Origin of the sequence: Streptomyces sp. NRRL B-1140, from assembly GCF_001280065.1 — a bacterium.
In the GTDB taxonomy this organism is placed as follows: domain Bacteria; phylum Actinomycetota; class Actinomycetes; order Streptomycetales; family Streptomycetaceae; genus Streptomyces.
Map to the genome: position 1 here is coordinate 182,351 of NZ_LGEA01000001.1, position 22,103 is coordinate 204,453.

20 protein-coding genes are annotated in these 22,103 nt (G+C 73.0%); 7 read left to right on the forward strand and 13 right to left on the reverse strand.

The annotated features are described in order from the left end of the window. The first annotated feature begins 429 nt into the window (after nucleotides 1–429). A complete protein-coding gene (locus tag ADK65_RS00815) occupies nucleotides 430–1,677 on the forward strand; it encodes a M14 family zinc carboxypeptidase (protein WP_053667793.1) in 1,248 nt (415 codons plus the stop codon). Nucleotides 1,678–1,711: 34 nt separating this feature from the next. Here ADK65_RS00815 and ADK65_RS00820 read toward each other — a convergent pair whose 3' ends face one another. After that, on the reverse strand, nucleotides 1,712–3,043 hold the full coding sequence (locus ADK65_RS00820) for a M14 family zinc carboxypeptidase (RefSeq protein WP_053667794.1): 1,332 nt from the start codon (nucleotides 3,041–3,043) through the stop codon (nucleotides 1,712–1,714). Nucleotides 3,044–3,256: 213 nt separating this feature from the next. Next, nucleotides 3,257–3,808 carry a DUF1707 and FHA domain-containing protein gene (locus tag ADK65_RS00825; RefSeq protein ID WP_053667795.1) on the reverse strand — a complete coding sequence of 184 codons (552 nt, stop codon included), beginning with the start codon at nucleotides 3,806–3,808 and terminating at the stop codon, nucleotides 3,257–3,259. A 173-nt stretch (nucleotides 3,809–3,981) separates the two neighbouring features. On the opposite strand from ADK65_RS00825, the gene treZ reads away from it, so the two are divergent. Continuing rightward, on the forward strand, nucleotides 3,982–5,727 hold the full coding sequence (treZ, locus tag ADK65_RS00830) for a malto-oligosyltrehalose trehalohydrolase (protein WP_053667796.1): 1,746 nt from the start codon (nucleotides 3,982–3,984) through the stop codon (nucleotides 5,725–5,727). 12 nt (nucleotides 5,728–5,739) lie between these two features. Here the strand turns inward: treZ and ADK65_RS38385 are convergent, their stop codons facing one another. From ADK65_RS38385 to ADK65_RS00845, 4 genes are read right to left on the reverse strand one after another with little or no spacing between them, the layout of a single operon-like run. Continuing rightward, the gene (locus ADK65_RS38385) at nucleotides 5,740–5,898 is read right to left on the reverse strand and encodes a hypothetical protein (protein WP_159038696.1); all 159 of its coding nucleotides are present in this window, start codon (nucleotides 5,896–5,898) and stop codon (nucleotides 5,740–5,742) included. Further along, nucleotides 5,895–6,440: a hypothetical protein gene (locus ADK65_RS00835; protein ID WP_053667797.1), complete on the reverse strand. Its 546-nt coding sequence runs from the start codon at nucleotides 6,438–6,440 to the stop codon at nucleotides 5,895–5,897. Before ADK65_RS00835 ends, ADK65_RS38385 begins: the two co-directional genes overlap by 4 nt. Nucleotides 6,441–6,482: 42 nt before the next feature. Then, nucleotides 6,483–7,472: an aminoglycoside phosphotransferase family protein gene (locus ADK65_RS00840; protein WP_053668001.1), complete on the reverse strand. Its 990-nt coding sequence runs from the start codon at nucleotides 7,470–7,472 to the stop codon at nucleotides 6,483–6,485. A 46-nt stretch (nucleotides 7,473–7,518) separates the two neighbouring features. Then, nucleotides 7,519–8,646, reverse strand: coding sequence for an aminopeptidase P family protein (locus ADK65_RS00845; protein WP_053667798.1), 1,128 nt, complete (start codon nucleotides 8,644–8,646; stop codon nucleotides 7,519–7,521). 182 nt (nucleotides 8,647–8,828) lie between these two features. On the opposite strand from ADK65_RS00845, the gene ADK65_RS00850 reads away from it, so the two are divergent. After that, on the forward strand, nucleotides 8,829–9,584 hold the full coding sequence (locus tag ADK65_RS00850; protein ID WP_053667799.1) for a phosphodiesterase: 756 nt from the start codon (nucleotides 8,829–8,831) through the stop codon (nucleotides 9,582–9,584). A gap of 56 nt (nucleotides 9,585–9,640) precedes the next feature. On the opposite strand, the gene ADK65_RS00855 is transcribed toward ADK65_RS00850, so the two are convergent. The 5 genes from ADK65_RS00855 to ADK65_RS00875 all read right to left on the reverse strand — a co-directional run bounded on the left by ADK65_RS00855 (nucleotide 9,641) and on the right by ADK65_RS00875 (nucleotide 16,815). Further along, nucleotides 9,641–10,201 (reverse strand): PDZ domain-containing protein, encoded by a 561-nt coding sequence (locus ADK65_RS00855; RefSeq protein ID WP_053667800.1) that lies wholly within the window; start codon nucleotides 10,199–10,201, stop codon nucleotides 9,641–9,643. A gap of 300 nt (nucleotides 10,202–10,501) precedes the next feature. After that, nucleotides 10,502–12,700: a germacradienol/geosmin synthase Cyc2 gene (cyc2, locus tag ADK65_RS00860; protein WP_053667801.1), complete on the reverse strand. Its 2,199-nt coding sequence runs from the start codon at nucleotides 12,698–12,700 to the stop codon at nucleotides 10,502–10,504. 129 nt (nucleotides 12,701–12,829) lie between these two features. Continuing rightward, nucleotides 12,830–14,020: a damage-control phosphatase ARMT1 family protein gene (locus ADK65_RS00865; protein ID WP_053667802.1), complete on the reverse strand. Its 1,191-nt coding sequence runs from the start codon at nucleotides 14,018–14,020 to the stop codon at nucleotides 12,830–12,832. A 57-nt stretch (nucleotides 14,021–14,077) separates the two neighbouring features. Then, nucleotides 14,078–14,725, reverse strand: a complete 648-nt coding sequence (locus tag ADK65_RS00870; protein WP_053667803.1) for a ScbR family autoregulator-binding transcription factor — start codon at nucleotides 14,723–14,725, stop codon at nucleotides 14,078–14,080. Nucleotides 14,726–15,015: 290 nt separating this feature from the next. Continuing rightward, nucleotides 15,016–16,815: a S8 family peptidase gene (locus tag ADK65_RS00875; RefSeq protein WP_053667804.1), complete on the reverse strand. Its 1,800-nt coding sequence runs from the start codon at nucleotides 16,813–16,815 to the stop codon at nucleotides 15,016–15,018. Nucleotides 16,816–17,177: 362 nt separating this feature from the next. Between ADK65_RS00875 and ADK65_RS00880 the strand changes: the two genes are divergently transcribed. Then, nucleotides 17,178–18,101, forward strand: a complete 924-nt coding sequence (locus tag ADK65_RS00880) for a lytic polysaccharide monooxygenase (RefSeq protein WP_053667805.1) — start codon at nucleotides 17,178–17,180, stop codon at nucleotides 18,099–18,101. Nucleotides 18,102–18,120: 19 nt separating this feature from the next. On the opposite strand, the gene ADK65_RS00885 is transcribed toward ADK65_RS00880, so the two are convergent. Next, complete coding sequence (locus tag ADK65_RS00885; protein ID WP_053667806.1) at nucleotides 18,121–18,762, reverse strand: hypothetical protein; 642 nt, start codon at nucleotides 18,760–18,762, stop codon at nucleotides 18,121–18,123. A gap of 633 nt (nucleotides 18,763–19,395) precedes the next feature. Here ADK65_RS00885 and ADK65_RS00890 point away from each other — a divergent pair. From ADK65_RS00890 to ADK65_RS00900, 3 genes are all read left to right on the forward strand, one after another. Continuing rightward, entirely contained in the window at nucleotides 19,396–20,067 is a 672-nt protein-coding gene (locus ADK65_RS00890) for a DUF6230 family protein (RefSeq protein ID WP_053667807.1), read from the forward strand. Further along, nucleotides 20,067–20,525, forward strand: coding sequence for a DUF6114 domain-containing protein (locus ADK65_RS00895; protein ID WP_053667808.1), 459 nt, complete (start codon nucleotides 20,067–20,069; stop codon nucleotides 20,523–20,525). Before ADK65_RS00890 ends, ADK65_RS00895 begins: the two co-directional genes overlap by 1 nt. Nucleotides 20,526–20,646: 121 nt before the next feature. Continuing rightward, nucleotides 20,647–21,891 carry a cytochrome P450 family protein gene (locus ADK65_RS00900; RefSeq protein WP_053667809.1) on the forward strand — a complete coding sequence of 415 codons (1,245 nt, stop codon included), beginning with the start codon at nucleotides 20,647–20,649 and terminating at the stop codon, nucleotides 21,889–21,891. On the opposite strand, the gene tatA is transcribed toward ADK65_RS00900, so the two are convergent. Continuing rightward, nucleotides 21,848–22,093 carry a Sec-independent protein translocase subunit TatA gene (tatA, locus tag ADK65_RS00905; RefSeq protein ID WP_053667810.1) on the reverse strand — a complete coding sequence of 82 codons (246 nt, stop codon included), beginning with the start codon at nucleotides 22,091–22,093 and terminating at the stop codon, nucleotides 21,848–21,850. The two genes, ADK65_RS00900 and tatA, sit on opposite strands and share 44 nt — an antisense overlap. Between the last annotated feature and the right edge of the window lie 10 nt (nucleotides 22,094–22,103).

Below are 22,103 nucleotides of genomic sequence, written 5' to 3' on the forward strand. Positions count from 1 at the left end.
GACCGAGGAGCCGTCCCGCGGGCAGTCCTCGCACCCCGGCAGCGGGGCGCGCGGGTGCGGCCAGGACGTCCGCAGGAGGTCGACGAACCTCTCCGCGGCACCGTTCGGCGGCAGGCGCGAGAAGACCGTCAGGGTGCGCCGCCAGGAGGGGTCGGGACGGCCGGCTCCGGCAGTGTGACGTCGTCCGGACCGCGAAGCGGTCGTCGATGGGCACCAGGAGGACGATCTCCTCCTGGCCGACCGTGGCGACGAGGCCCGGCGGGTCGGCCGGTGCCGGGCCGACGGCGAGATCCACCGCGCCCCGCAGGATCTGCTCCTCCAGCGCAACCGTGCTTCCGGGCGCTCCCTCGGAGCGACCCGGTCGCACCCTTGACACCGCACCATGGCCGTGGGGTACTGCGATGGCGAACTCGGGCGGATGTGACGGGGGTGAGTGTCCTGCCGGAGCTGCGCTACCCGACGGTGACCGAACAGGTCTCAGCTGCCCGGGCGTTGACCGCTCAGCGCCCCGGTGTGTGCACCCTGCGGCAGGTGGGTGTCTCACGCGCGGGCAGGCCCCTGCACCTGCTGTCCGTGGGCCGCGCGCGCCGTGCCGTGCTGGTGGTCGCCGGCGCCCACGCCAACGAGCCGACCGGTTCCTGCACCCTGCTCGCGGTGGCCCGCCGGGTCCTGGAGCAGCGGCAGTTGCGCGACGGCGTCTCCTGGCACTTCCTGCTGTGCGCGGACCCCGACGGGGCGAGTCTGCACGTGACGCCCGCACCGCGCAGCCTCTTCGACTACCACCTCGGGTTCTTCCGGCCCGCGGGCCCGGAGCAGCCCGAGTGGGCACCGTCCCTGCTGCCCCCGGACCGGCTGCCGCCCGAGACGAGGGCCCTGACGGGTGTCATCGACGAGCTGCGTCCCTACCTCCAGGTCACCCTGCACGGCACCGACCTGGGCGGCAGCTGGGTGCAGCTGACCAGGGACGTGCCCGGGCTGGCGGAGCCGTTCGCGAAGTCGGCGGCCGAGCTGCACATCCCGGTGGAGACGGGCGCCTCCGACGCCGCGGGCTGGCCCGCGTCCGGGCCGGGCGTGCACGTCATGCCGGCGCCGGGGATCGGACCGGCGTACCCGAGCCTGCCGGACGACGCGCGGCACAGCACCTGGTACCACGCTCACCGGTACGGCGGGCTGACCGCGGTGGTCGAAGTGCCGATGTGGGCGAGCGACCTGGTGGACGACCCGGCTCCGCATCCGGCTCCGGCGGCGGCGATCGGGCGGCTGGCCCGCCGGCTGCAGCGGGACGCGCTGGAGGTCACGCGCGTGCTCGACCAGGCGCTGCCCCGGCTGGCGGACCTGGACGGCCCGTTGCTGCGGGCGGCCCGATGGGGTCTCGAACTGGTGCCGGGGCTGGCCTCCGACCTGCTGAACACCCCGCCCGCCGACCTCACCCGGGCGTACGTCGGGAGCGTGGACGCGTTCGCGCGCCGTGTGCCACTGCGGGCGGCGGCGATGCTGCTGCGCGTGCTGCGCGGGACCGACGACGAGGCGGCGATGCAGCTGGAGGAGCTGGTGTCGGCCTGGAGCGGCGCTTTCGCGCAGCGTTTCCGCGCCCGCTGGGTGCCCTTGGAGCACCAGGTGGAGCACCAGTCCCGCACGGTCGTCGCGGCGGCGCTGCACGCGCGCGAGAGGGCGTAGCGGCACGTGGGCACACGATCGGACGGCTGCCGGCTCAGTCCCGCCGCACCGGCACCGGCTCGCCCGGACCGGGGCACGCGCGCGCGTGCCGTCCGGCCAGTTCGAACGCCGCGAGCACCACACGGGCCTGGTACTCCGCCTGCCGGGCGACCGGGATCCAGCGCGCCCCGCAGCCGTCGCGGTACTCGGCGCACCACTGGTCGATCAGCAGGTCCAGCTCCGGCAGCGCCCCGGCCGGGTCACGGCCGGCGGCCCGTACGAGCTGGTGCAGCAGTCCCGCGGTGCGCAGCGCGAGCCGGCGCCCGGAGATACGCAGGGCGACCAGATGGGCGGTGCTCAGGGGCGGGAGGGGATGGGCCGGGCTGTCGTCGGTGTCGGGGTCCCAGGCGTCGGCGAGGCCGGGGCAGACCAGGAGGTAGTCGTCGACCGGGGCGAGCAGGCGGGCCGCGTCGGGCACGGTGACCAGGTGCGGCCGGATCCGGGCCAGGAGTTGCCGCAGGAGGCCCGTGTCGTGGCGCAGGGTGCGGCTGACGGCCCGGAGCACGGCGTCCCGGTCCGCGGGCGGGGAGCCGTCCGCCACGGCCGTGACGCCCCACATGGGCGCCTCGACGACCGCGGTGACGGTGCCGTACCGGTACGGGTGGAACCACGTGGACTCGACGGCCGCCTCCGTGATGGCCGCGACCAGGCCGGCCCGGCGCGGCGGCGGGATCCGGTAGACGGCGGGCCCGAGGCCGGGCCAGTACAGGGCGTCGTACGCGCCGAGTTCGCGCGGTATGCCGAGCCGGGCGGCGATGTGGGCCAGGCGCCGGTCGAGACCCGGCAGGTCGTGGGTGAGCTCGACGAAGCCGCCGCCGATGTCGACGCCGTGCAGGGAGCACTGCAGGAACGGGCGCAGTTCGTCCTGGAGGCCGAGCAGGGCCCGGGTCTCCGGCAGGGCGGCGGCGCCCGCACCGTCGGGGAGCCACTCGGGCTGTTCCAGGAAGCCGGGCCGGAAGAAGTTCCGGACGTAATGGCCGAGCGTGTAGGGGCCGGGCAGCCAGCCTTCGTTGCGGCGCGACCCGTCCGGGTCGAGGCACAGCAGCAGGTTCCAGGTGGCGTCGGCGCCCTCGGTGAGCCGGGGGTCGGCCAGGGCCCGCTCGGCCAGGCGCAGGACGGTGGCTCCGCCCACCGGTTCGTTGGCGTGGGGACCGGCGACGACCAGCGCCTGGCGGCTGCCGTGGCCGACGGAGAGCAGCCACAGGGGGGTGCCCGCGCGGGACGTGCCGACCCGGCGCAGCCGGGCGTCACGGGGGTGGCGGGCGACGAGGGCCGCGGCCCGGGCACCCAGTTCGTCGACGGTCGGATAGCGCGGTCGGGGCGGCAGGGCACACCTCCCCCATGCGGTGCCGTCGGTTCACCAGGTGTAGATGGCGTACGCACAGTGAGTCACGACTTCGGGAACACGTCAACACCGTGGACCGCGACGGCTTTTCGGCCAAGGCGCCGAGGCCGACGGCCGGTAAGGCCCAGGCCGGAGCCGAGGCCCGGTCCTGTTTCCGGTCAGCGGGCCGTCCGCCGGAAGGTCATCGCTGGAAGGTCATCCGCCCGACAGCCGGAACGTCATCCGGCCGAAGCCCACCTGGTCGCCCTCGCGGACGACGGCGGCGCCGACGACGCGCCTGCCGTTCACCGTCGTGCCGTTGGTGGAGCCGAGGTCGCGCAGGACCCACAGGCCGCCCTGGTGACGGAGTTCGGCGTGGACGCGGGAGACGGTCTCGTGGTTCAGGCGCAGTCCGCTGGCGGGGTCGCGTCCTATGCGCAGCGGATGACCGTGCGCGGGGTGGGGCAGCTGCAGCTTGGGCAGTCGCTCGGCCTGCCAGGCCCTGCGCAGCCGCAGGGAGAAGCCGGAGACGGCCTCGACGGTGCCGAACACCAGGCGCGAGAGGCGGCTCTCGGTGCGCAGGTCGGCGGTGAGCGCGGCGAGTTCGTCCGGGCGGCGGGCGGCGAGCGCCAGTTCCATGCGGTGGACGAACGTGTCGTGGGAGAGGCGGCCCACGGCGACGCCGTCACGGAGCACCTTCAGCACCCGGTCGCGCTCCTCGTCGGAGAGCCGCGCGGGGGACGTGTTGAACTCGAAGGACGACGTCACGCTGGTGATTGTCGGGCAGTGCGGCCGGGCTGTCCAGAAAACGGGAAACCGGCCGCCAGGCGCGCGTACCCGGTGAGACCCGCCGCAAATGGGTGGATGGACCAGCGGATTGATCTCTTTTGACGCACCATGGACGGGCTACCTCACGGTGAACAGACGAAGGGGAACCGTCCGTGCAGTTCGAGGTGTGGGCACCACAGGCCGGCCGGGTGACGCTCCGGTGCGACGACGTCACACGCGTGCTGGAACGCGATCCGGAACGGCCGGGGTGGTGGCGGGGCGAGGCCGAGGCGCGCGACGGGTCCCGCTACGGCTTCGCGCTGGACGACGGGCCCGTGCTGCCCGATCCGCGCTCGCGGCGGCAGCCGGACGGCCCGGACGGGCTGAGCGCGGTCGTCGACCACGAGCGCTACCCGTGGCGCGCGCAGTGGCGGGGGCGTCCCCTGCCCGGCGCGGTGCTGTACGAGCTGCACGTGGGGACGTACACCCCCGAGGGCACTCTGGACGCGGCCGCCGAACGGCTCGGGCATCTCGCCCAACTGGGCGTCACGCACGTGGAGCTGATGCCGCTCACCCCCTTCCCCGGCACGCACGGCTGGGGCTACGAGGGTGTCTCGCTGTGGGCGGTGCACGAGCCGTACGGCGGGCCCGAGGCACTGAAACGCTTCGTCGACCGGGCCCACGAACTCGGCCTGGGCGTGGTGCTCGACGTGGTGCACAACCACTTCGGGCCGTCCGGCAACTACCTGCCCGTCTTCGGCCCGTACCTCACGGACACCCACCACACCCCCTGGGGCGCCGCGGTCAACCTGGACGCGCCCGGCTCGGACGAGGTGCGCGCGTTCCTGATCGGCAGCGCGCTGGCGTGGCTGCGCGACTACCGGATCGACGGTCTGCGGCTGGACGCGGTGCACGCGCTGGTGGACACGCGCGCCTGCCACTTCCTGGAGGAGCTGTCGGCGGCCGTGGACGCCCTGGCCGCCGAGACGGACCGGCCCTTGTTCCTGGTCGCCGAGTCGGATCTGAACGACCCACGGCTCATCACCTCCCGCGCCGAGGGCGGCCTCGGGCTGCACGCCCAGTGGAACGACGACTTCCACCACACCCTGCACACCACCCTGACCGGCGAGTCGCAGGGCTATTACGCCGACTTCGCGCGCGCCGGGCTCGGCGGGCTCGCCAAGACCCTGACCGGCGGCTACTTCCACGACGGGTCGTACTCCAGTTTCCGGGAGCGCCACCACGGGCGCCCGCTGGACCGCACGCGGGTGGCCGGGCACCGGCTGCTGGGCTACGGCCAGACCCACGACCAGATCGGCAACCGCGCCCAGGGAGACCGGCTTTCGGCCCTGCTCTCCCCCGGACTGCTGGCGTGCGCGGCCACGCTGATCCTGACGGCGCCCTTCACCCCGATGCTCTTCATGGGCGAGGAGTGGGCGGCGGGCACGCCCTGGCAGTTCTTCACCGACCACACCGACCCGGAGCTCGCGGACGCCGTACGGCGGGGCAGGCGGCGGGAGTTCGCCGCGCACGGCTGGAAGGAGGAGGACGTGCCCGACCCGCAGGACCCGGCGACCCGGGACCGTTCCTGCCTCGACTGGTCCGAGCCGGACCGCGAGCCCCACGCGCGCATGCTGGCCTGGTACCGGCAGCTCCTCGCCCTGCGCCACGAGCAGCCGGACCTGACCGATCCGGACCTCGCCGACACCAAGGTGGCCTACGACGAGGAGCGCCGCTGGATCGCCTTCCGGCGCGGGGACGTCCTGGTGGCCGTGAACCTGGCCTCCGAGGAGGCGGCCCTGCCGCTCGGCGTGCCGCACGCGCGGGTGCTGGCCGCCTGGGAGCCGGTGGACCGGCCCGGGGCGGACGGGACGGTGCGGCTGCCCGGGGAGTCGGCCGTGGTGCTGCTGCAGGAGTGAACGCCCGGCGGGTCAGGGGAGTTTGGCGTCCTGCGCCTCGAGGACGGGTGTGAGGAGCCCCGGCCTCGCGATGGAGGCGCCGCCCACCGCGGTGCAGACGGCGATCACGTCCCCGTGGCGTACCACGGTGGTGCGGATGGGGCGGGACGGGCCGCCCTCCTCCGTGATCATGCCGCGGTACGCGAGGGCCTCGTCGCCGACGTCGGGGTCTCCTCCGGCTCGAACGGGTAGTACGTCTCGCCGTGGCCGTTCGCCCTGACGGTGAAACCGAGGGAACAGCCCTGCACGGCATCTGCGAGGAGAGTGTCCATCGCCGTCATCGCCATGCCCTGGCCGTAGGTGGCGAGGGTGACGTAGATCCGGATGCCGGGTGCCTCCTCGGTCGAGACGACGCGGCTGAGGTAAGCCTGCGGCGTGCCGAGGGGCAACTGGTGCGTCATGGCCGCCAGCGGTACGCAGGCCCCGTCGCCGGTGATCTCCCGGGCGGACCTGGCGAAGACGGACTTCTGCCTGGCCGGGTCGAACTCCCGCACCGAGTAGCCGGCGCCGAGGTCGGCCGTCGTGACCATGAGCGCGGAAAGGCGTTCCGCCGGGGTCGCCTGCCGCGCCGGGGAAGGCGGGGCGCCGGATGTGGCGTTCGCGTGCCCCGTGCAGCCGGTCAGGCACGTGAGGGCGGCGGCCAGCAGGGACGTCGCCGTGACGGTGCGCTTCATGAGCGGAGGATAGCCGTACGGGATGTCGCACCCTCCGCCCCGCTACAAGGCGTCGTCCGCGTCCCCCAGGTCCGTCACCCGTTCCAGCAGGATGGGCTCCCAGGCGCGGCGCAGCCGGGTCCGCAGGACGGTGACGTCCTTGCCGGCGAGGTCGTCGGCGAGCTGGACCAACGCGTCGCAGCGGGCGAGCCACAGGCCGCGCAGACACGGGCGGGCGCCGTAGCCCGCGAGGGTGGCGGCGCGGACGGCGGCGGGCGCGCCGACGGCGAGGGCGAGGCCGGCGATGTCCTCGGCCGGGTCGCCGACGGCCGTGCCCGCCCAGCCGAGCACGCCGCGCACCCTGCCGTCGGCGCTGACCACGAGGTGACCGCCCGTGAGGGCGCGGTGGGTGAGGACCGCCGAGCCGGGCTGGGCGGCGAGCTGGGACGCGGCGGGCGGGGTGAGCTGGTTCAGGCGCGCGCGGTCGAACTCGTCGGCGCCGGCGAGGCGTTCGGCGGCGTGCACGGCGGCCCGGCGCAGCGCCTCCAGGGAGCGCGGCGCGGCGCGCGGCACGCCGAGCGTCTCGGCCTGCCGGACGGGCACCTCGCGCAGGCCCGTGAGGAGGCCGGCGAGGTCGGCCTCGCCGACGGCCGACACGTCGTGCTCCTCCCCCGAGCCGCCGGGCACCTTGGTGTCCAGCGTGAAGCTCAGGCCGGGCGCCCACTCGCCGTGCGCGACACTGACCGGCACCGTCACCGGGACGTGCGGGCGGACGAGGTCGCGCAGGCGCAGTTCGCGGCGCTGGCGCGCGGTGGCCTCCCGGTCGGGGGCCAGGCGCAGGACGTGGCGGGTGCCGACCCACCAGGTGACGGGTTCGGCGCCCGGTGTGGCGGGCCGGACGTCGGGACCGCGGCCGCGGCCGCTCGGCCGGTCCTCCTTGCCGGCCCGTCCGCCTTTGGTGTCCTGGGCGCTCCTGCCTTCCCTGGCGTCGTCGAGGAGGGACTGGACCAGCCGACGGACGGTGTCCGCGGTGGGTGTGGGTGCCTGGGTCATGGTCGCGCCGTTGCCGTTCGGGAGGCGTGCTGGGGACATCGGGGCCTCACTCCACTATGACCAGCTCGCGGGCGGTGGTGTTGAGGCGCCGCCCACCGTCCTCGGTGACGGTCACGATGTCCTCGATGCGGACCCCGAACCGGCCGGGCAGGTAGATGCCCGGTTCCACGGAGAAGCACATGCCGGGCACGAGGGGCCGTTCCTCGCCCTCGATCATGTAGGGCGGCTCGTGGGTGGTGACGCCGATCCCGTGTCCGGTGCGGTGGATGAAGTACTCGCCGTAGCCGGCGTCGGTGATGACCCGGCGGGCGGCCCGGTCCACGTCCTGGCAGGCTGCTCCCGGCCGCACCGCGCGGAAGCCGGCCTCCTGGGCCTCGCGCACCAGGTCGTGCACACGGCGCTCCTCGTCGGTGGGTTCGCCGACGTGAACCGTGCGGGAGGTGTCGGAGCCGTAGCCGTCCCGCAGGCCGCCGAAGTCGAGGACGACCATGTCGCCCCGGGCGATGACGCGCTCGCCCGCCTCGTGGTGCGGGTCGGCGCCGTTCGGGCCGGAGGCGACGATGGTGAAGTCGACCTGCTGGTGTCCGTGCCGGCGCAGCAGCCGGTTGAGGTCCGCGGCGACCTCGGCTTCCCGGCGTCCGGCGAAGGGGACGTTCCGGATCTCCTCGAACGTCGCGTCGGCGGCGGCTCCCGCGGCCGCCATGAGGTCCAGCTCCGCCGCGTCCTTGACGGCGCGCAGCATCGGCAGGGCCTCGGTGAGCGAGGCGTACGAGCTGCCGGGCAGGGCCTGCCGGAGTGCCAGCAGGTGCAGGGCCCAGGCGTTGTCGCTGATGCCGTACCGGCCCGAGGCATCGAGGAGGGCGGCGGTGGCGGCGTAGGGGTCCTTGCCGTCGGTCCAGTCGCGCAGGGTCAGCGCGGCGGCGCCGGCCGCCCGGTGCGCGTCCGGGGCCTCCAGGGAGGGGACGACCAGGACGGGGTCCTGCCCCGCGGCGAGGACCAGCAGGGTGAGCCGCTCCGTGACCGCCGGGGGCGTGTAGCCGGTGAGCCACACCAGGTCCGGTCCCGGGGCGACCAGCAGGCCCGCGAGACCGGCGTCGGCGGCCGTCCGCGCGGCGCGCTCCATGCGGGCCCGGTAGTCGTCGGCGGTGAAGGACGCTGTGGTGCTTCCGGTCATCCGGACCTCCCAGGCGGACGAAGGGGCTACGGGCAGCATCCTGCCCGGCCGACGGGGGCGGCGCGAGCCGTCTGCGGGCATTCACCCGGCGACTTTTCTAACGGCAGTGGATTGCCTAGCCGTTAGCTCTAATGCTTAGATGCAGCTCTTCCATTAGCGCTTGACCGAGGGGGCGTACGAAGGTGCTGGTACTCGCACACATCAGCGATCTGCATCTGGACGGGAGCACGCGGGCCACGGAACGCGCCGAGCGGGTGCGCGACCGCCTCTGGGAGCTGCCGGGCCCCGTGGACGCGCTGCTGGTGACCGGGGACATCGCCGAGCACGGCACGGAGCCCGAGTACGAGGAGGCCGCCCGCATCCTGGGGCTGCGCACCGGTGACGCCCCGTTCCCCGTGCTGACCTGCCCCGGCAACCACGACAGCCGCAGGCCCTACCGCAAGGCGCTGCTGGACCGGCCCGGGGGCGAGGGGCCCGTCAACACCGTGCGGGTCTTCGACGACGGCGCGGTGCTGATGTGCGACTCCAGCATCCCCGGCCGCGACGACGGGGAGCTGGACGACGAGACGTACGACTGGATCGAGACGACCCTCGACGAACTCGGCGGCGGGCTGCCGGCCCTGCTCGTCCTCCACCACCCGCCGGTGGCGCTGCACCACCCCCTGCCCGACGCCTATCCGCTGCGGAACCCCGGCCGGCTGGCCGGTCTGCAGGCCCGTAGGCCCGAGATCGCCGGGTTGATCACCGGCCACGCCCACACCCCGGCCGCCACCACGTTCGCCGGGCGGCCGATGGTCGTCGGGCCCGGCGTGACGTGGACGCTGCGGCTGCCGTGGGAGGGCGAGCAGATCGCGGACCGGGAGGCGCCGCCCGGATTCGCCCTCCACGTCCTGGACGACTCGGGGCGGCTCACGAGCCACTTCCGCGTCGTGCCGTGAGGGTCGCTCGGCCGCGTGCGCGCCCGGCGGTCACGCGGCCGGCTGGCGGGCCTGCCTCACGCGGCGAGGGCCGGTACGAGGGTCAGCTGCTCGTAGCCGCCGCTGCGGTGCCGGACCGTCAGTCTGACCTCGGAGCCCGGCCGGGTCCGGGCGACGGCCCGGACCAGATCGGCGGCCGTGTCGATCCGGGTGGCGCCGAAGGCGAGGAGGACGTCGCCGCGCACCAGACCGGCGGCCTGGGCCGGGCCGGGGACGTGCAGTCCCACGACCACGGCCCCCGGCTTACGGGCGTCCATGACCTGCACACCGAGGGAAGCGGTGGTGGGAGCCGAGGGGGCGGAGGCAGGCGGGGGAACGGGGGGTGACGGAGTGTGCCGTCCGCGCAGGTCGAGGCGTCCGATGTCGCCGAGCACCGTGGGACCCATCGCCCCGAGGCCGATCCCGGACAGCACCAGGACCGCGCCGGCGAATCCGGCGAGCAGAACGTTGAGAAGCCGCCTCCCGCGGCGCCGGGCGGCGTGCGGGCGCGACCGTGACGGGCCGGGTCCCGTCACCGGGGCGGCCCCCTCCCGGTCCCGCCCCGGCATCGGCTTGGGTCGCAGCGCGGTCTGTTCCATGGCTCGCCTCCCGGATGGTGCCGATCGCCACCGGCGGATCCCGGAGCGATCTCGGCAGGTGCTCTACCCGGCGCGTCGGCGGCCGACGAGCCACGAACGAGTGAGACTGACCGTGGACCGGGGCGGCCAGGGGTGGTGCCGAACACGGTCACGGCGCGTACCGCACGCGGGACTCCGGGTGCGGTACGAGCCGTGGAACAGGTGGGGCGGCCCCGGCCGGTGTGATCCTCCGGCCGGGCGATCGCAGCCCTCGGCGAAGGGGTACGGCCGCCGTGGCCTTCCGGCCGGGACGTCGGCGCCTCAGCGAAGAGCGGGCACGGGTACGGTCGGCGGCCGGTAGGGGAGGAAGCCGTGGGCGCGCCGGGACAGCCACGCCTCCTTGTAGCGGTCCACCTCCCGATGCCAGTGGAGGATGCCGGAGAGCCAGTTCCGCAGGTCCGCCACATAGGCCCCCATCGCCGCGCGCGCTTCCGACGTGAGCTGGAAGTCCTCGTACAGGATGGGCAGTTCGTGGGCGGCGACGTGCTCGAACTGGCGCATGCGCTGGTCCATGAGGTCGTGCACGATGCCGAGCCCGGTCGGGTAGTCGCAGCCGAAGAAGGACTGCACGACGAGGATCGCGTTGTGGATCTCGCCCTCGAACTCGATCTCCTTCTGATACGAGAAGACGTCGTTGAGGAGGCACGCGAAGTCCATCGCGGCGTTCTCCAGGGAGCGGACCGGGCCGCTGCGGTAGACCTCGGGCGGGACGGCCGGGCCGTGTCCCCTGCGGCACAGGCTCAGGGTGAGGTCGGAGCCGAAGGTCGCCCTGCGCATCTCCAGGTAGTCGACCGGGTCGGGGATGCGGTTCTGGAGCTGGTTGGACAGCTCCCACACCCAGCTCTCGGTCATGGCGTCGACCGCGTCCTTGAACGTGCGCCGCGCCTCGGGCGTCATCCCGGCGGTGGTGCGCGCCCACAGGTCCGTCAGTCCGCGTTCCATGGCGTTGGCCGGCAGCGGGGGTTCCTCGCCGTCGAGCGGCATGCAGTCGGACAGGCGGGCCGTGGTCAGCCGGGCGGCGGCGAGGTCGCGGCGGTGGCCGTACACCAGCGGGTAGTAGTCGTCACCGTAGGTGCCCCACGCGAGCCACTGCGCGCTCAGGTCGAGTGCCTCGGGCGTGGCGTCCGGGTCGAGGCCGGCCGAGCAGAGCGCGAGGTCGTAGGCGCGGAGCTTGTCCTCGTCCCAGACGCCCTCGGCCAGGATGCCCATGCGCTCGGCCCAGTGGCGCAGGCTCCGGCGGGCGTCGTCCAGATACGGGCTGAGCTCCAGCGGGAACGGCATGCGGATGTCGGGGATCCGCGACGGCCCGACCTTCTGGTACGGCACGTGCGTGAAGGACCGCAGCCTCCCCCACTGCCCTGAAGGCGTGGGCGGTGCCCCCATCACCCCGGCCGTCGCGAGCAGCGTGCGGACGTCCGCCGCCGAGGTGCCGAAGCCGCTGCATCCGGGCCGGGGACCACCGCCGCGCACCGCGTTCTCGTTCATGTAGCGGCTGGAGCGCAGATGCCACTCGTGGCCGCCGGACTGCCAGTCCTGCAGGCCCTTCGTGTACGCCGCCACGGCCGCGAGTTCGTCCGGGCGCAGGCCCTTCTCCAGGGCCACGGCGGGCACTTCGGTGAACGCCGTGTGCTCGAACTGGTGGAGGCGGGAGGTGAGGATGTCGTTGACGGTGTCGGCGGCCTGCTGGGTGCTGCAGCCGAAGAAGGTCTCCAGGACGAGCACGCCGTTGCTGTTCTCGCCCTCGTCCTCGACCTCGCGCTGGTAGGAGAACAGGTCGTTGCGCAGGTGCACGGCGTCGGAGAACGTCTCCATCAGCACCCTCAGCGGCCTGGTCCCGGCGACCGGGTCGGGCACTTCGGCGGTCGCGTACTCCACGAGCCCCGCCGACCAGGGGGCGCCGCCGACCTTGCGGCGCATCTCGATGTACTCGACGGGATTGGCGATCCGCCCCTCGTTGATGTTGGACAGCTCCCACATCGACTCGTTGAGGAGGTGCTCGGTGGCCACGGCGAAGCGGCGGCGCCACCCCTCGGACATCCTCGGCACCGTGCGCGCCCACAGGTCGGCGAGGCCCGCCTCGACCGGGTTCTCGGGCGACGGCACGGGAGCGGACAGGTCCAGCGGCATGAACAGGGGCAGCCGGTCCAGGTGCGCCTTGCCGGCGGCGCGGTCCGGGCTGCGCTTGTACCTCTCCAGGAAGTGGTCGTCGAAGAAGAAGACCCACACGTACCAGTCGGTGATGAGGGAGAGGTCGGGACCGTCGCAGTCGGGATGGGTGTAAGCGCAGAGCAGGCCGTAGTCGTGCGCGTCGAGGTCGGCCTGTTCCCAGACGCCGGATCCCTCCAGCATGCCCATCTCCCGGGCCCACTCGGTCGAATGGGCCCGGGCCTCGTCGACGTGCGGGTTCAGCCGCGCGGGATGCGGCATGTAGAAGTGCGGAAGTGTGAAGGGCTGCGTCATGGCCGGGGCCCTACCCGGCGTCCGGCGATGACATCCGCCGGACCGGACATGATCACACTATCGCGTGAATCGGGGCCGAGGGAGCCTGCACGGTACGTGCGGCGCTCCTCCGCGACCCCTGATCTCGTCTCACCCTTCACCGGGCTCCCGTACCTGGATCAGCGCGTGTGTGCCGCTGGTGCGCCAGCGCTGCTCCTCCGCCGCGACCAGGGCCGCCTCGGTGTGCGCCTCGAGGCCGGTGATCACGTCGGACTTCAGGGTGCGCAGGGCGGCGACCGGGCCGGGGAAGTAAGCCGTGACGTCCGCGAAGGGAGTCGTCGGCGCCCACAGCCGGTCGCCCACCAGACGGCGGTAGTTGAGGTCTCCCTTGACGATCGTGAGCGCGGCGGAGGCGAACTCGGCGCGCAGGTCGCCGGGCATCTCCTCGTACGGCAGGGGCGCGCTGGAGAAGGGGTGGGCGCGCAGGGCGAGGCGGCCGTCGGCCAGGGCGGACCACAGCCGCCGGCCGTACGCCGCCGCCGCTCCCCCGGCGCCGGTCAGGCGGCGCAGCGCGTCGACGACGTCGGCGGTGGTGGCGTCGGAGACGTAGTACGGACAGGGCTTGACGTGCAGGACCGCCTGGCCGATGCGGCCGGTTCGAAGGAGGTGGGCGACGAGGAGGAGATCGGGGACGAGTTCACGGCCCGCGTTGTCGGCGACCAGGCACAAAGTGCCCCCGTCGGCGCCGTCCAGCAGCGTCCGGAGCCGGTCGCTGTCGTCGGCGACCAGGCCGGGCGCGGCGTCCGCGGCCCGCTCGCCTTCGGCGGAGAGGCGGAAGCCGAGGTCGGCGCGATTGCCCCACAGGGAGCCGTGCAGCAGGGCCTGTTCCTGTTCGGCTGCGGGGCGGTCGGCGAGGTCGTCCAGCGCGGCGAGTTCGTCGTCGGTGTCGGCGGAGTCGAGTTCGGCGAGCTTGAACGGGCGGAAGGGGTCGATGCCCTGCCAGGGGCCCGGGCCGAACCAGCCGACGGCCTGGAGCAGCCGCCGGTAGAACCAGCTCTCGGACCACAGCCACGGCACGTCGAACCAGGAGCGGCCGGTGTACTCGCGCAGCCCCCAACTCTCCCACTGGTCCCGGTCGTGCGCGTTGGCGGGGAGCGGTTCGATCGCGCCCTCGGTGCAGTTGGCGAGCAGTTCGTCGAGGGCGCGGTGCTGCGCGGGTTCGTACGGGAAGGCCTCGCGGACCTGCCGGATGATCGCGGGGTGCCGCTCGGCCAGCACACTGTGGGGGAACGAGCCCGGCTGATTGCCGAGAAGCAGGGGTGCGGAGGGTGTGTCGGGCATGGGCCTCACCGTAACGCGCGGGCCCGGCGCGGCGTGGAGAACGGTCCGGCGCCCGGCTCACACCGGCGCGAGCTCCCGCTCGAGGCGCGCCGCCAGGCTCAGATAGCGGGCTCGGCGGGTGACCGGGACCAGGCCGCGGATGAGTATGGTCCACATCTCGGCCGTCCTGCGGGGCTGCCGCGCGACGGGCTCGCGGGAGCGCCCCACGACGCGGGTGCCGACGAAGAAGCAGACCAACGAGTGGGCCACGACGTCGATATCGATGTCGGGGTGGACGTCCGACTCCTTGACCGCGCCGACGAGCCGGGCCGTGACGAGGTCCAGCCACTCGGTGAACGGGTGGTTCAGGGGCGGCCGGGGCCGGATCCCGCCCGTGGCCAGCCGCAGCCCGGCCCGCAGCACCGGGTCCTCGACGGACATGCGGGTGATGCCGAAGGTGAGGCGCATCAGCGCCTCCAGGGAGGTGTGGCCGCGCTTGTCGGTCTCCGTCGCCAGCCGGCGGGCGGTGTGCGACTGCAGTTCGAGGATCGCGTGGGCGAGATCCTCTTTCGCCGCGAAGTGGAAGTACAGGGCACCCTTGGTGACGTGCGCGTGCTCCACGATGTCGCTGAGACTGGTCGATTCGTAGCCGCGACGGTCGAACAGGTCAGCGGCGGCCGTGATGATCGTCGAGCGGGTCTGCTCGGCTCGCAACTGCCTCGCCATCGGCTGAACTCTCCCGGGACAGAAATGAACGGGTCATGCCGTTTGTTTTTACCCCCCGTACACGATAACTCACCCTGAGACGGCGCTCATCACGCCTGTGCGCCGGAAAGTGGGTGCACATCCGGCAAAACAAGCGCAACCGGTGAGGAGAAACAGCGGGTTCGGTATCTAACTGTGGGGGATGTCGGGCCATACGTAAAGGCGGGCCGGCCGGTGCCCCATCCGCACCGGCCGGCCCGCCCGCTCTGTGGCCCGCCTCGTTCAGAGTCCTGGGAGAAGGATCACAGGGATCAGAAGGTCAGCTTCCAGCTGTTGAGGGTGCCCGTGTCCTGCGCCGCGGTGTCCTGGACGCGCAGCTTCCAGGTGCCGTTGGCCACCTCGCTGGACGCGTTCACCGTGTAGGTGGTGTTCACGTTGTCGGCGGAGTCCGAGGCGGCGGACTTCAGGCGATACGCCGAACCGTCCGGGGCGACCAGGTCGATGACGAGGTCGCCGCGGTAGGTGTGGGTGATGTCCACGCCGACCTGGAGGGCGGCGGGGGCGTTGCCGCTGCGGCCGCTGACGGTGATCGGCGACTCGATGGCGGCGCCGTTGTCCGGGATGGCGACGGAAGTCGTGCTGGAGAACGTCGTGCCGGTGGACGTGCCGCCCTTCACGGCCTGGACCGTCTTGGCGGCGTCCGCCAGGCCGGCGCCGCAGCCGCCGGAGCAGGTGCCGGGCAGCGGACGGGAGTTGGCCTTGATGGCCGACTCGATCTGGGCCGGCGTGAGGGCGGAGTTGGCCGACTTCATCAGCGCGGCGAGGCCCGCGACGTGCGGGGTGGCCATGCTGGTGCCCTGGTAGTAGGCGTAGTTCTCGCTCGACGGCGTCTTCGTGCCGGAGTTCAGCGTGGAGAGGATGCCGTTGGCGGTGGAGGTGCGGGTCTCACCGCCGGGGGCGGCGATGTCGACGAGCGAGCCGTAGTTGGAGTACGAGGCCCGGCTGCCGGCGCGGTTGGTCGCGGCGACCGCGATGACGTTGCTGCAGTTCGCCGGGGAGGCATTGGAGACGTTCTGGTTCTCGTTGCCCGCCGCGACGACGACCGTGGTGCCGCGGTTCACGGCGCCGTTGATGGCGCTCTGGGTCGCGGAGGAGCAGGCGCCGCCCCCGCCGAGGCTCATGTTGATGACCTTGGCGACGTTGGTGTTGGCGGGCACGCCGGAGACCGTGCCGCCGGACGCCCAGGTGATGGCGTCGATGATGTCGGAGTCGTAGCCGCCGCACTTGCCGAGCACGCGGAGCGGGGAGATCTTCGCGCCGTAGGCGATACCGGCGACGCCCTTGCCGTTGTTGGTGGCGGCGGCGATGGTGCCGGCCACGTGGGTGCCGTGCCAGGAGGAGGTGGAGGCGGCGATGCCCTGGCCGCACTCGTTGTCGTTGTACCAGTCGCCCGGGTCGGCCGGGTTGCTGTCACGGCCGTTGCCGTCGACGGACACGGCGGTGTCGGAGATGAAGTCGTAACCGCCGACGATGTTCGCGGCCAGGTCGGAGTGGGCCACGTAGCCGGTGTCGATGACGGCGACGGTGACGCCGCTGCCGGTGGTGGTGTCCCAGGCGCCGGGGACGTTCATGCCGGCGGTGGACTCGAACAGGTCCCACTGCTTGCCGTACTCGGTGTCGTTCGGCGTGATGGCCGTCGGCTTGTTCAGGCGGTCCGGGACGACGTAGGCGACCTGCGGGTCGGCCTGGTACTGGGCGACGACATCGGCGACATCGGCGCGGGTGGGGTCGCTGCCCAGCTCGACGAGGGCGGCGCCGGTGCCGAGGCGGCGCTGGAAGTCGATCTCCTCGCCCGTCTTCTCGGCCTTGGCGGCGGCGTCGGCGGCGGCGGCCTTGTCGGACTCGGCCTCGCCGGCACCGGACTTGTAGCCGACGATGAGGCGCTCGGCCTGGACGCCGGGGGCCGCTTCGGTCTGGGCGGCCGGGACCGCGGCCGGGCGGGGAGCGGACTCCTGGGCGACGGCGACCGAGGCGGGGGCTGCGGTCAGCAGGACGGCGGAGACGGCGGCGACGGATATCAGCTTCCGTCTGAGCTCTGGGGAGGTACGCACGGTCGTTGCCTTTCGTGGCCGGACTCCGGGCAGGGCGGAGCGGCGGTGGACTCGCTTCGTCCTCGAAGCGCAGGGGGGTGGTTCGAAAAGCGAAGAGCGACGCGATGGCCGGCCAGGCGTGGAGTGGAAGCGGGCCCGTTCGGGGTTACCGGTGGGTCAGCTGTGGTCGAACGATAGGCAAAGAGAAGGTCAGCGGGATACGGGGGAAACCCTCGATCGGGCGGGAACAGCACCCTCTATGGCGGGCAGTCGGGCGTTCGATGACCCCTTTTCGAGCGGGTCGTGGCGTGATGAACGCGTCGGGCCGATTTCCCGTACTGCACTACCGAACGTCGCCGTCCGGGCCGAGGAGAAGCAGACGGATGCCTCGCATGACCGCACACCGCGCCGCACTCGCGGCCGCCCTCGTGACCCCGCTGCTGCTGCCGCTGTGGGCGGCGGGGCCGGCTCTGGCGCACGGTGCTCCGACGGACCCGATGAGCCGGGTGGTGGCCTGTTCGCCCGAGGGTGGTGACCGTACGGGCACGGCGGCCTGCCGTGCGGCCGTCGCGGCGAACGGAGCGCCTTTCACGGCGTGGGACAACCTGCGGGTGGCGAACGTGAACGGCCGGGACCGTCAGGTCGTCCCGGACGGGAAGCTGTGCAGCGGCGGTCTGCCCGCCTACCGGGGCCTCGATCTGGCCCGCGCCGACTGGCCGTCGACCCGGGTGACGCCCGGCGCGACCCTGCGGATGCGGTACGTCTCGACGATCCCGCACACCGGTACGTTCCGCATGTATCTGACGAAGCCGGGCTACGACCCGGCCGGGCCGCTGTCCTGGTCCGACCTGCCCGGCAAGCCGTTCGCCCAGGTGACGGATCCGGCGCTGACGGACGGCGCGTACCGCTTCAAGGCGACGTGGCCGTCGGACCGCACCGGGCGGCACGTGCTGTACACGGTCTGGCAGAACAGCAGCACGCCGGACACCTACTACTCGTGCTCGGACGTGGTGTTCCCGGAGACGAAGAAGGAGCCGCAGAAGCAGGAGGAGAAGAAGAAGGAGCAGCCGGAGGAGAGGGTGGCCGGGAAGAAGAACGAGCCGGAGAAGGCGAAGGAGCAGCAGAAGCCGGCGGCGAGCCCCGCCGCGCACTCCTCCGGGCCCGCGCCGCAAGGCGACCACACCCCGGTGGCCACCACCTCCGGCCCGGCCTCCGGCCCGTCCGCGCCCATGCTGGCGGGCGGCGCCGCGGCGGTGCTGCTGCTCACCGGCGGCGCCGCCCTGGCCGTACGGCTACGGCGGCGCTGAATCAGGGTCCGGGGACCGGCTAGTTGACGTTGACGGCGACCCCGCCCTTGGTCACCGGGGCGTACTTGGCGGTGAAGAAGGCGTTGGCGAAGCACAGCGACGAACCGGACACCTTGGTGAACTGCTGGTTGGTGAAGGCGATGCTGTTGTCGGCGTTGCTCGCCGTGCCGGTCAGGCCGGGGGCCTGGTAGACACAGGTGACGCTGCCGAGCAGGGTGCGCAGCTTGACCGTGGACTGGACGGTGGAGCCCGCGGCCGGGGTGACGGAGACGGTGCCGCCGGAGGACACGCTGGTGGTGTAGGGCAGGTTGTCGACGGTGATGCCGCTGACGCCGAGCACCCCGACGACGTTGGTGGTGCAGCCGCTGGTGTCGAAGCTGTGCGAGGTCAGGGACTCGGTGGCGGTGCCGGGGGCGGCCGGGTTGTCGGTGACGGTGGCGGAGAACGCCGACTTGGTGCAGGAGATGCCGCTGGTGCCGGTCGCGCTGGAGTAGAACGTGGCGGCGGTGCCGCTCGCCAGGGACGCGTCCAGGACGTCGCCGACCGCGACGGCCGCGCCGTCGGCGGTGGTCAGGACGGGGGTGTCGGCCGCGGAGGCGGGGGCGGCGAGGCCCAGGGCGGCGACGGCGGCGGTGAAAGCGAGGAGGGTGCGCGTACGCATGCGGGTGTACCTCTTTCCATAGCGGGGGGTGAGGGGGTGGCGCCGGGCGCCCGCCGTTGCCGGCTCGTCACGCCTTCTCCGTACGTGACGGGCCGGCAACGGCAGACCGGACACCGGCCGGAGGCTCACACGGGAGGGGACCTCCGGCCGGGCCGGGCGGGGGGGGTGGCTGGTGGCACGTCGCCGGGGAAAGCGGCCATGCCGTGGCGTGGGCTCGGGCGAGGGAAAGCCCGTGCGGACGCACCGGGCGACGAGATGCCCGTACGGGGACGGGCGGGTCCGGGACACGGGGACGTGCCGGGTGACGGATCCGGCGCCACGGATCCGGTGGGACGAGGAGAGTTGTAGACCTGCGCCTCCGTCAACGTCAAGGTCTTGCAGGGGAGTTGTAAGGGGGCTGCGCCTTGTGGGGCACGGGCGGCTCACCCTCTGCGCGCCATCGACACTCTTTGTTCACACTTCCCTTGACCCCTCATGTAACCCCCGGTAACTTCCTGAACGGCTACTGCGGCGTAACGAGAAAGCCCTTGCGACCTCCGGGAGTTGCGAGAGACGTGCGTACGCGGTCGATGTCCGCGCCAGGGCAACGTGCCACCGAAGTCCGATCCGCACCGACATGTACCTGGAGCACACATGACCTCCTCCGCCGAGCACACCCCCGAAAGACCGGACGGCGCCACCGCCCCCGACGCCCAGGCCGCTCCCGCGCGACGCGGGCGGGTCCGGGCGCGCCGCGCCGCCGTGATGGCGGTGCCCGCCACCCTGGCCGCCGCCGGCCTCGCGGTCCTCACCGCCGAGGGGGCGCTGGGCGTGCAGTTCGCCATCTCCGGCATGCCGTTCACCGTCACCGCGACCGAGCTGAACGGCACCGGCTTCGCGCAGTTCGGCGGCCTGGACGAGATGGCCGAGGGCAGCCCCAACGCCGGCGACACCGGTGGCCAGGTACTGGTCGTCACGTCCGTGATCAAGAACGCGACCCTCTCCAAGCTGTGCCAGAGCGTCGACCTCGGCGGCACGAACCTGGTCATCCGGGCGGGTGAGGGCGCGCAGAAGGTCACCGCCAGCGATCTGACCACCGACTCGACCGAGCTGACCGGTGACGCCGCTTTCACCAACATCGAGATCGGCAACGACGCCAGCACGCTCAACAAGGCGGGCCCCAAGGGCCGCGGGCCCAAGGGCGTGTTCAGCCAGCAGTCCGACACGGTGCACATCGCCAACCTGCGGCAGACCAACTACGCCACGACGGCAGGTGTGTTCAAGCTGCCCGGTCTGAAGCTCGGCTTCAGCGGATCGGGCTGCTGATGTCGCGCGGTCCGCGCCAGGGAGTCCGGCCCGCCTTCCGGCAGTGGCGGGCCGGCCGCCCGTTCTGGGGCGGGCTGCTGCTCGCCCTGGGCGGGTTGGAGGTGCTGCTCACGCTGAAGGCGTCGCTGGACGTCATCCTGCACGTCGGCATGCAGGGTCTGGCCGGCTACCTGCTCCCGGCCGTGATGCTGCTGTGCGGCGTGCTCATCCTCTTCAACCCCGCCCAGCGCCTGTTCTATTCGGTCATCGGGGTCCTGGTCACCCTGGGCACCTGGCTGACCTCCAACCTCGGCGGCTTCTTCGTCGGCCTGCTCCTGGGCCTGGTGGGCAGCTGCCTCGCCTTCGGCTGGCTCCCGGACCAGGAACCCCGTGTCGGCCGCAGGCAGCGCCGCCGGGAGGCGAGGGCCGCGCGGGCCGTGCCACCGCCGCTGGAGCCGAAGACCGGCCAGACCGCCTGAATCAGGTCAGCCGTCCCCCATCCCCTGGCGCCGCCCGGCCGCGGCCACTTGGCTGGACGTGTCACGCGTACGCCACCGGCGTGCGCGCCGCCCGATCAGCCGTCAGCCCAGGGAGCGTCCGATGGAGTTCAGCCGCCCGATCGTGATCGACCCGACCGGCCGCGACATCCACGGCGAGGCCGCCCGGATCCGTGAGCGCGGACCCGTCACGCCCGTCGAACTCCCCCACGGTGTCCCGGCCTGGGCGGTCGGCAGCGCGCCGCTGCTCAAGCGGCTGCTCACCGACCCGCGGGTGTCGAAGGACCCGCGCCGGCACTGGCAGCGCTGGATCGACGGTGAGGTCGCACCGGACTGGCCGCTGTACACGTGGGTCGCGGTGCAGAACATGTTCACGGCCTACGGCACCGAGCACAAACGGCTGCGCACCCTCGTCTCCAAGGCGTTCACCGCCCGCCGCACCGCGGCGCTGCGGCCCCGGATCGAGGAGATCACCACGGCGCTCCTCGACCGCATCGCCAAGGCGGGGGCCGACGGCCACGCGGTCGATCTGCGGGAGGAGTTCTGTTATCCGCTCCCCATCCAGGTCATCGGCGAACTGCTCGGCTTGCCGGAGGATCTGGGTGCCGAGCTGCGGGTCGTGGTGGACGGCGTCTTCCACACCTCGGCCGACGCGGCGGAAGTCGCCGACATCTACGCCCGGTTCTACGCCGTCCTCGGTGAACTGGTCGCCGCCAAGCGGGCCGCACCCGCCGACGACCTGACCTCCGCGCTGATCTCGGCCCACGAGGAGGAGAGCGGCACCCGGCTCAGCGAGCAGGAGCTGCTCGACACGCTGATGCTGGTGATCAGCGCCGGTCACGAGACGACGGTCAACCTCCTCGACAACGCCGTCCACGCGCTGCTCACCCACCCCGCCCAGCTCGCGCACGTCCGCGAGGGGCGGGCCTCCTGGGACGACGTGATCGAGGAGACCCTGCGGGCCGAGGCGCCGGTGGCCAGCCTGCCGCTGCGGTACGCCGTCGAGGACCTCCCCCTCGGCGAACTGGGCGGCCCGGACGGGATGGTGATCCGCAAGGGAGAGGCGATCCTCGCCGCCTACGCCGCCGCCGGACGCGATCCGGAGCACCACGGCCCGGACGCCGCCGTCTTCGACGTCACCCGGGCCTCGAAGGATCATCTGGCCTTCGGGTACGGGGTCCACCACTGCCTGGGCGCCCCGCTGGGCCGGCTGGAGGCGCGCGTGGCCCTGCCGGCGCTGTTCGGGCGGTTCCCCGGCCTCACGCTCGCCGCGCCGGCGGACGGGCCTGCGCCGGTGGATTCCTTCATCTCGCACGGCCATCGGTCGCTGCCGGTTCTGACCGGCTGACGGGCGGTGCGGCGGGCGCCGCGTCCGGGGACTCCGGCGCCGCGGCGCCCTCCTCCTTCAGGGCCTTGGCCTCGCTTTTGAGGATCCGCATGGAGCGGCCCAGCGACCGCGCCGTGTCCGGCAGTTTCTTCGATCCGAACAGGACGATCACGACGATCGCCACGATCAGCAGGTGCCAGGGCTCCAGTCCGTTGCGCAGCACGTCCTGCCCT

What these genes read in the sequence shown, in the direction of transcription:
- cyc2 (WP_053667801.1), bottom strand. Translation starts at nt 12,700, where the DNA reads ATGACGCAGCCCTTCACACTTCCGCACTTCTACATGCCGCATCCCGCG.
- ADK65_RS00835 (WP_053667797.1), bottom strand. Translation starts at nt 6,440, where the DNA reads ATGAAGCGCACCGTCACGGCGACGTCCCTGCTGGCCGCCGCCCTCACG.
- ADK65_RS00900 (WP_053667809.1), top strand. Translation starts at nt 20,647, where the DNA reads ATGGAGTTCAGCCGCCCGATCGTGATCGACCCGACCGGCCGCGACATC.
- ADK65_RS00895 (WP_053667808.1), top strand. Translation starts at nt 20,067, where the DNA reads ATGTCGCGCGGTCCGCGCCAGGGAGTCCGGCCCGCCTTCCGGCAGTGG.
- ADK65_RS00880 (WP_053667805.1), top strand. Translation starts at nt 17,178, where the DNA reads ATGCCTCGCATGACCGCACACCGCGCCGCACTCGCGGCCGCCCTCGTG.
- ADK65_RS00885 (WP_053667806.1), bottom strand. Translation starts at nt 18,762, where the DNA reads ATGCGTACGCGCACCCTCCTCGCTTTCACCGCCGCCGTCGCCGCCCTG.
- ADK65_RS38385 (WP_159038696.1), bottom strand. Translation starts at nt 5,898, where the DNA reads ATGATCACGGAGGAGGGCGGCCCGTCCCGCCCCATCCGCACCACCGTG.
- ADK65_RS00845 (WP_053667798.1), bottom strand. Translation starts at nt 8,646, where the DNA reads ATGACCGGAAGCACCACAGCGTCCTTCACCGCCGACGACTACCGGGCC.
- ADK65_RS00855 (WP_053667800.1), bottom strand. Translation starts at nt 10,201, where the DNA reads ATGGAACAGACCGCGCTGCGACCCAAGCCGATGCCGGGGCGGGACCGG.
- ADK65_RS00865 (WP_053667802.1), bottom strand. Translation starts at nt 14,020, where the DNA reads ATGCCCGACACACCCTCCGCACCCCTGCTTCTCGGCAATCAGCCGGGC.
- ADK65_RS00840 (WP_053668001.1), bottom strand. Translation starts at nt 7,472, where the DNA reads ATGACCCAGGCACCCACACCCACCGCGGACACCGTCCGTCGGCTGGTC.
- ADK65_RS00870 (WP_053667803.1), bottom strand. Translation starts at nt 14,725, where the DNA reads ATGGCGAGGCAGTTGCGAGCCGAGCAGACCCGCTCGACGATCATCACG.
- ADK65_RS00890 (WP_053667807.1), top strand. Translation starts at nt 19,396, where the DNA reads ATGACCTCCTCCGCCGAGCACACCCCCGAAAGACCGGACGGCGCCACC.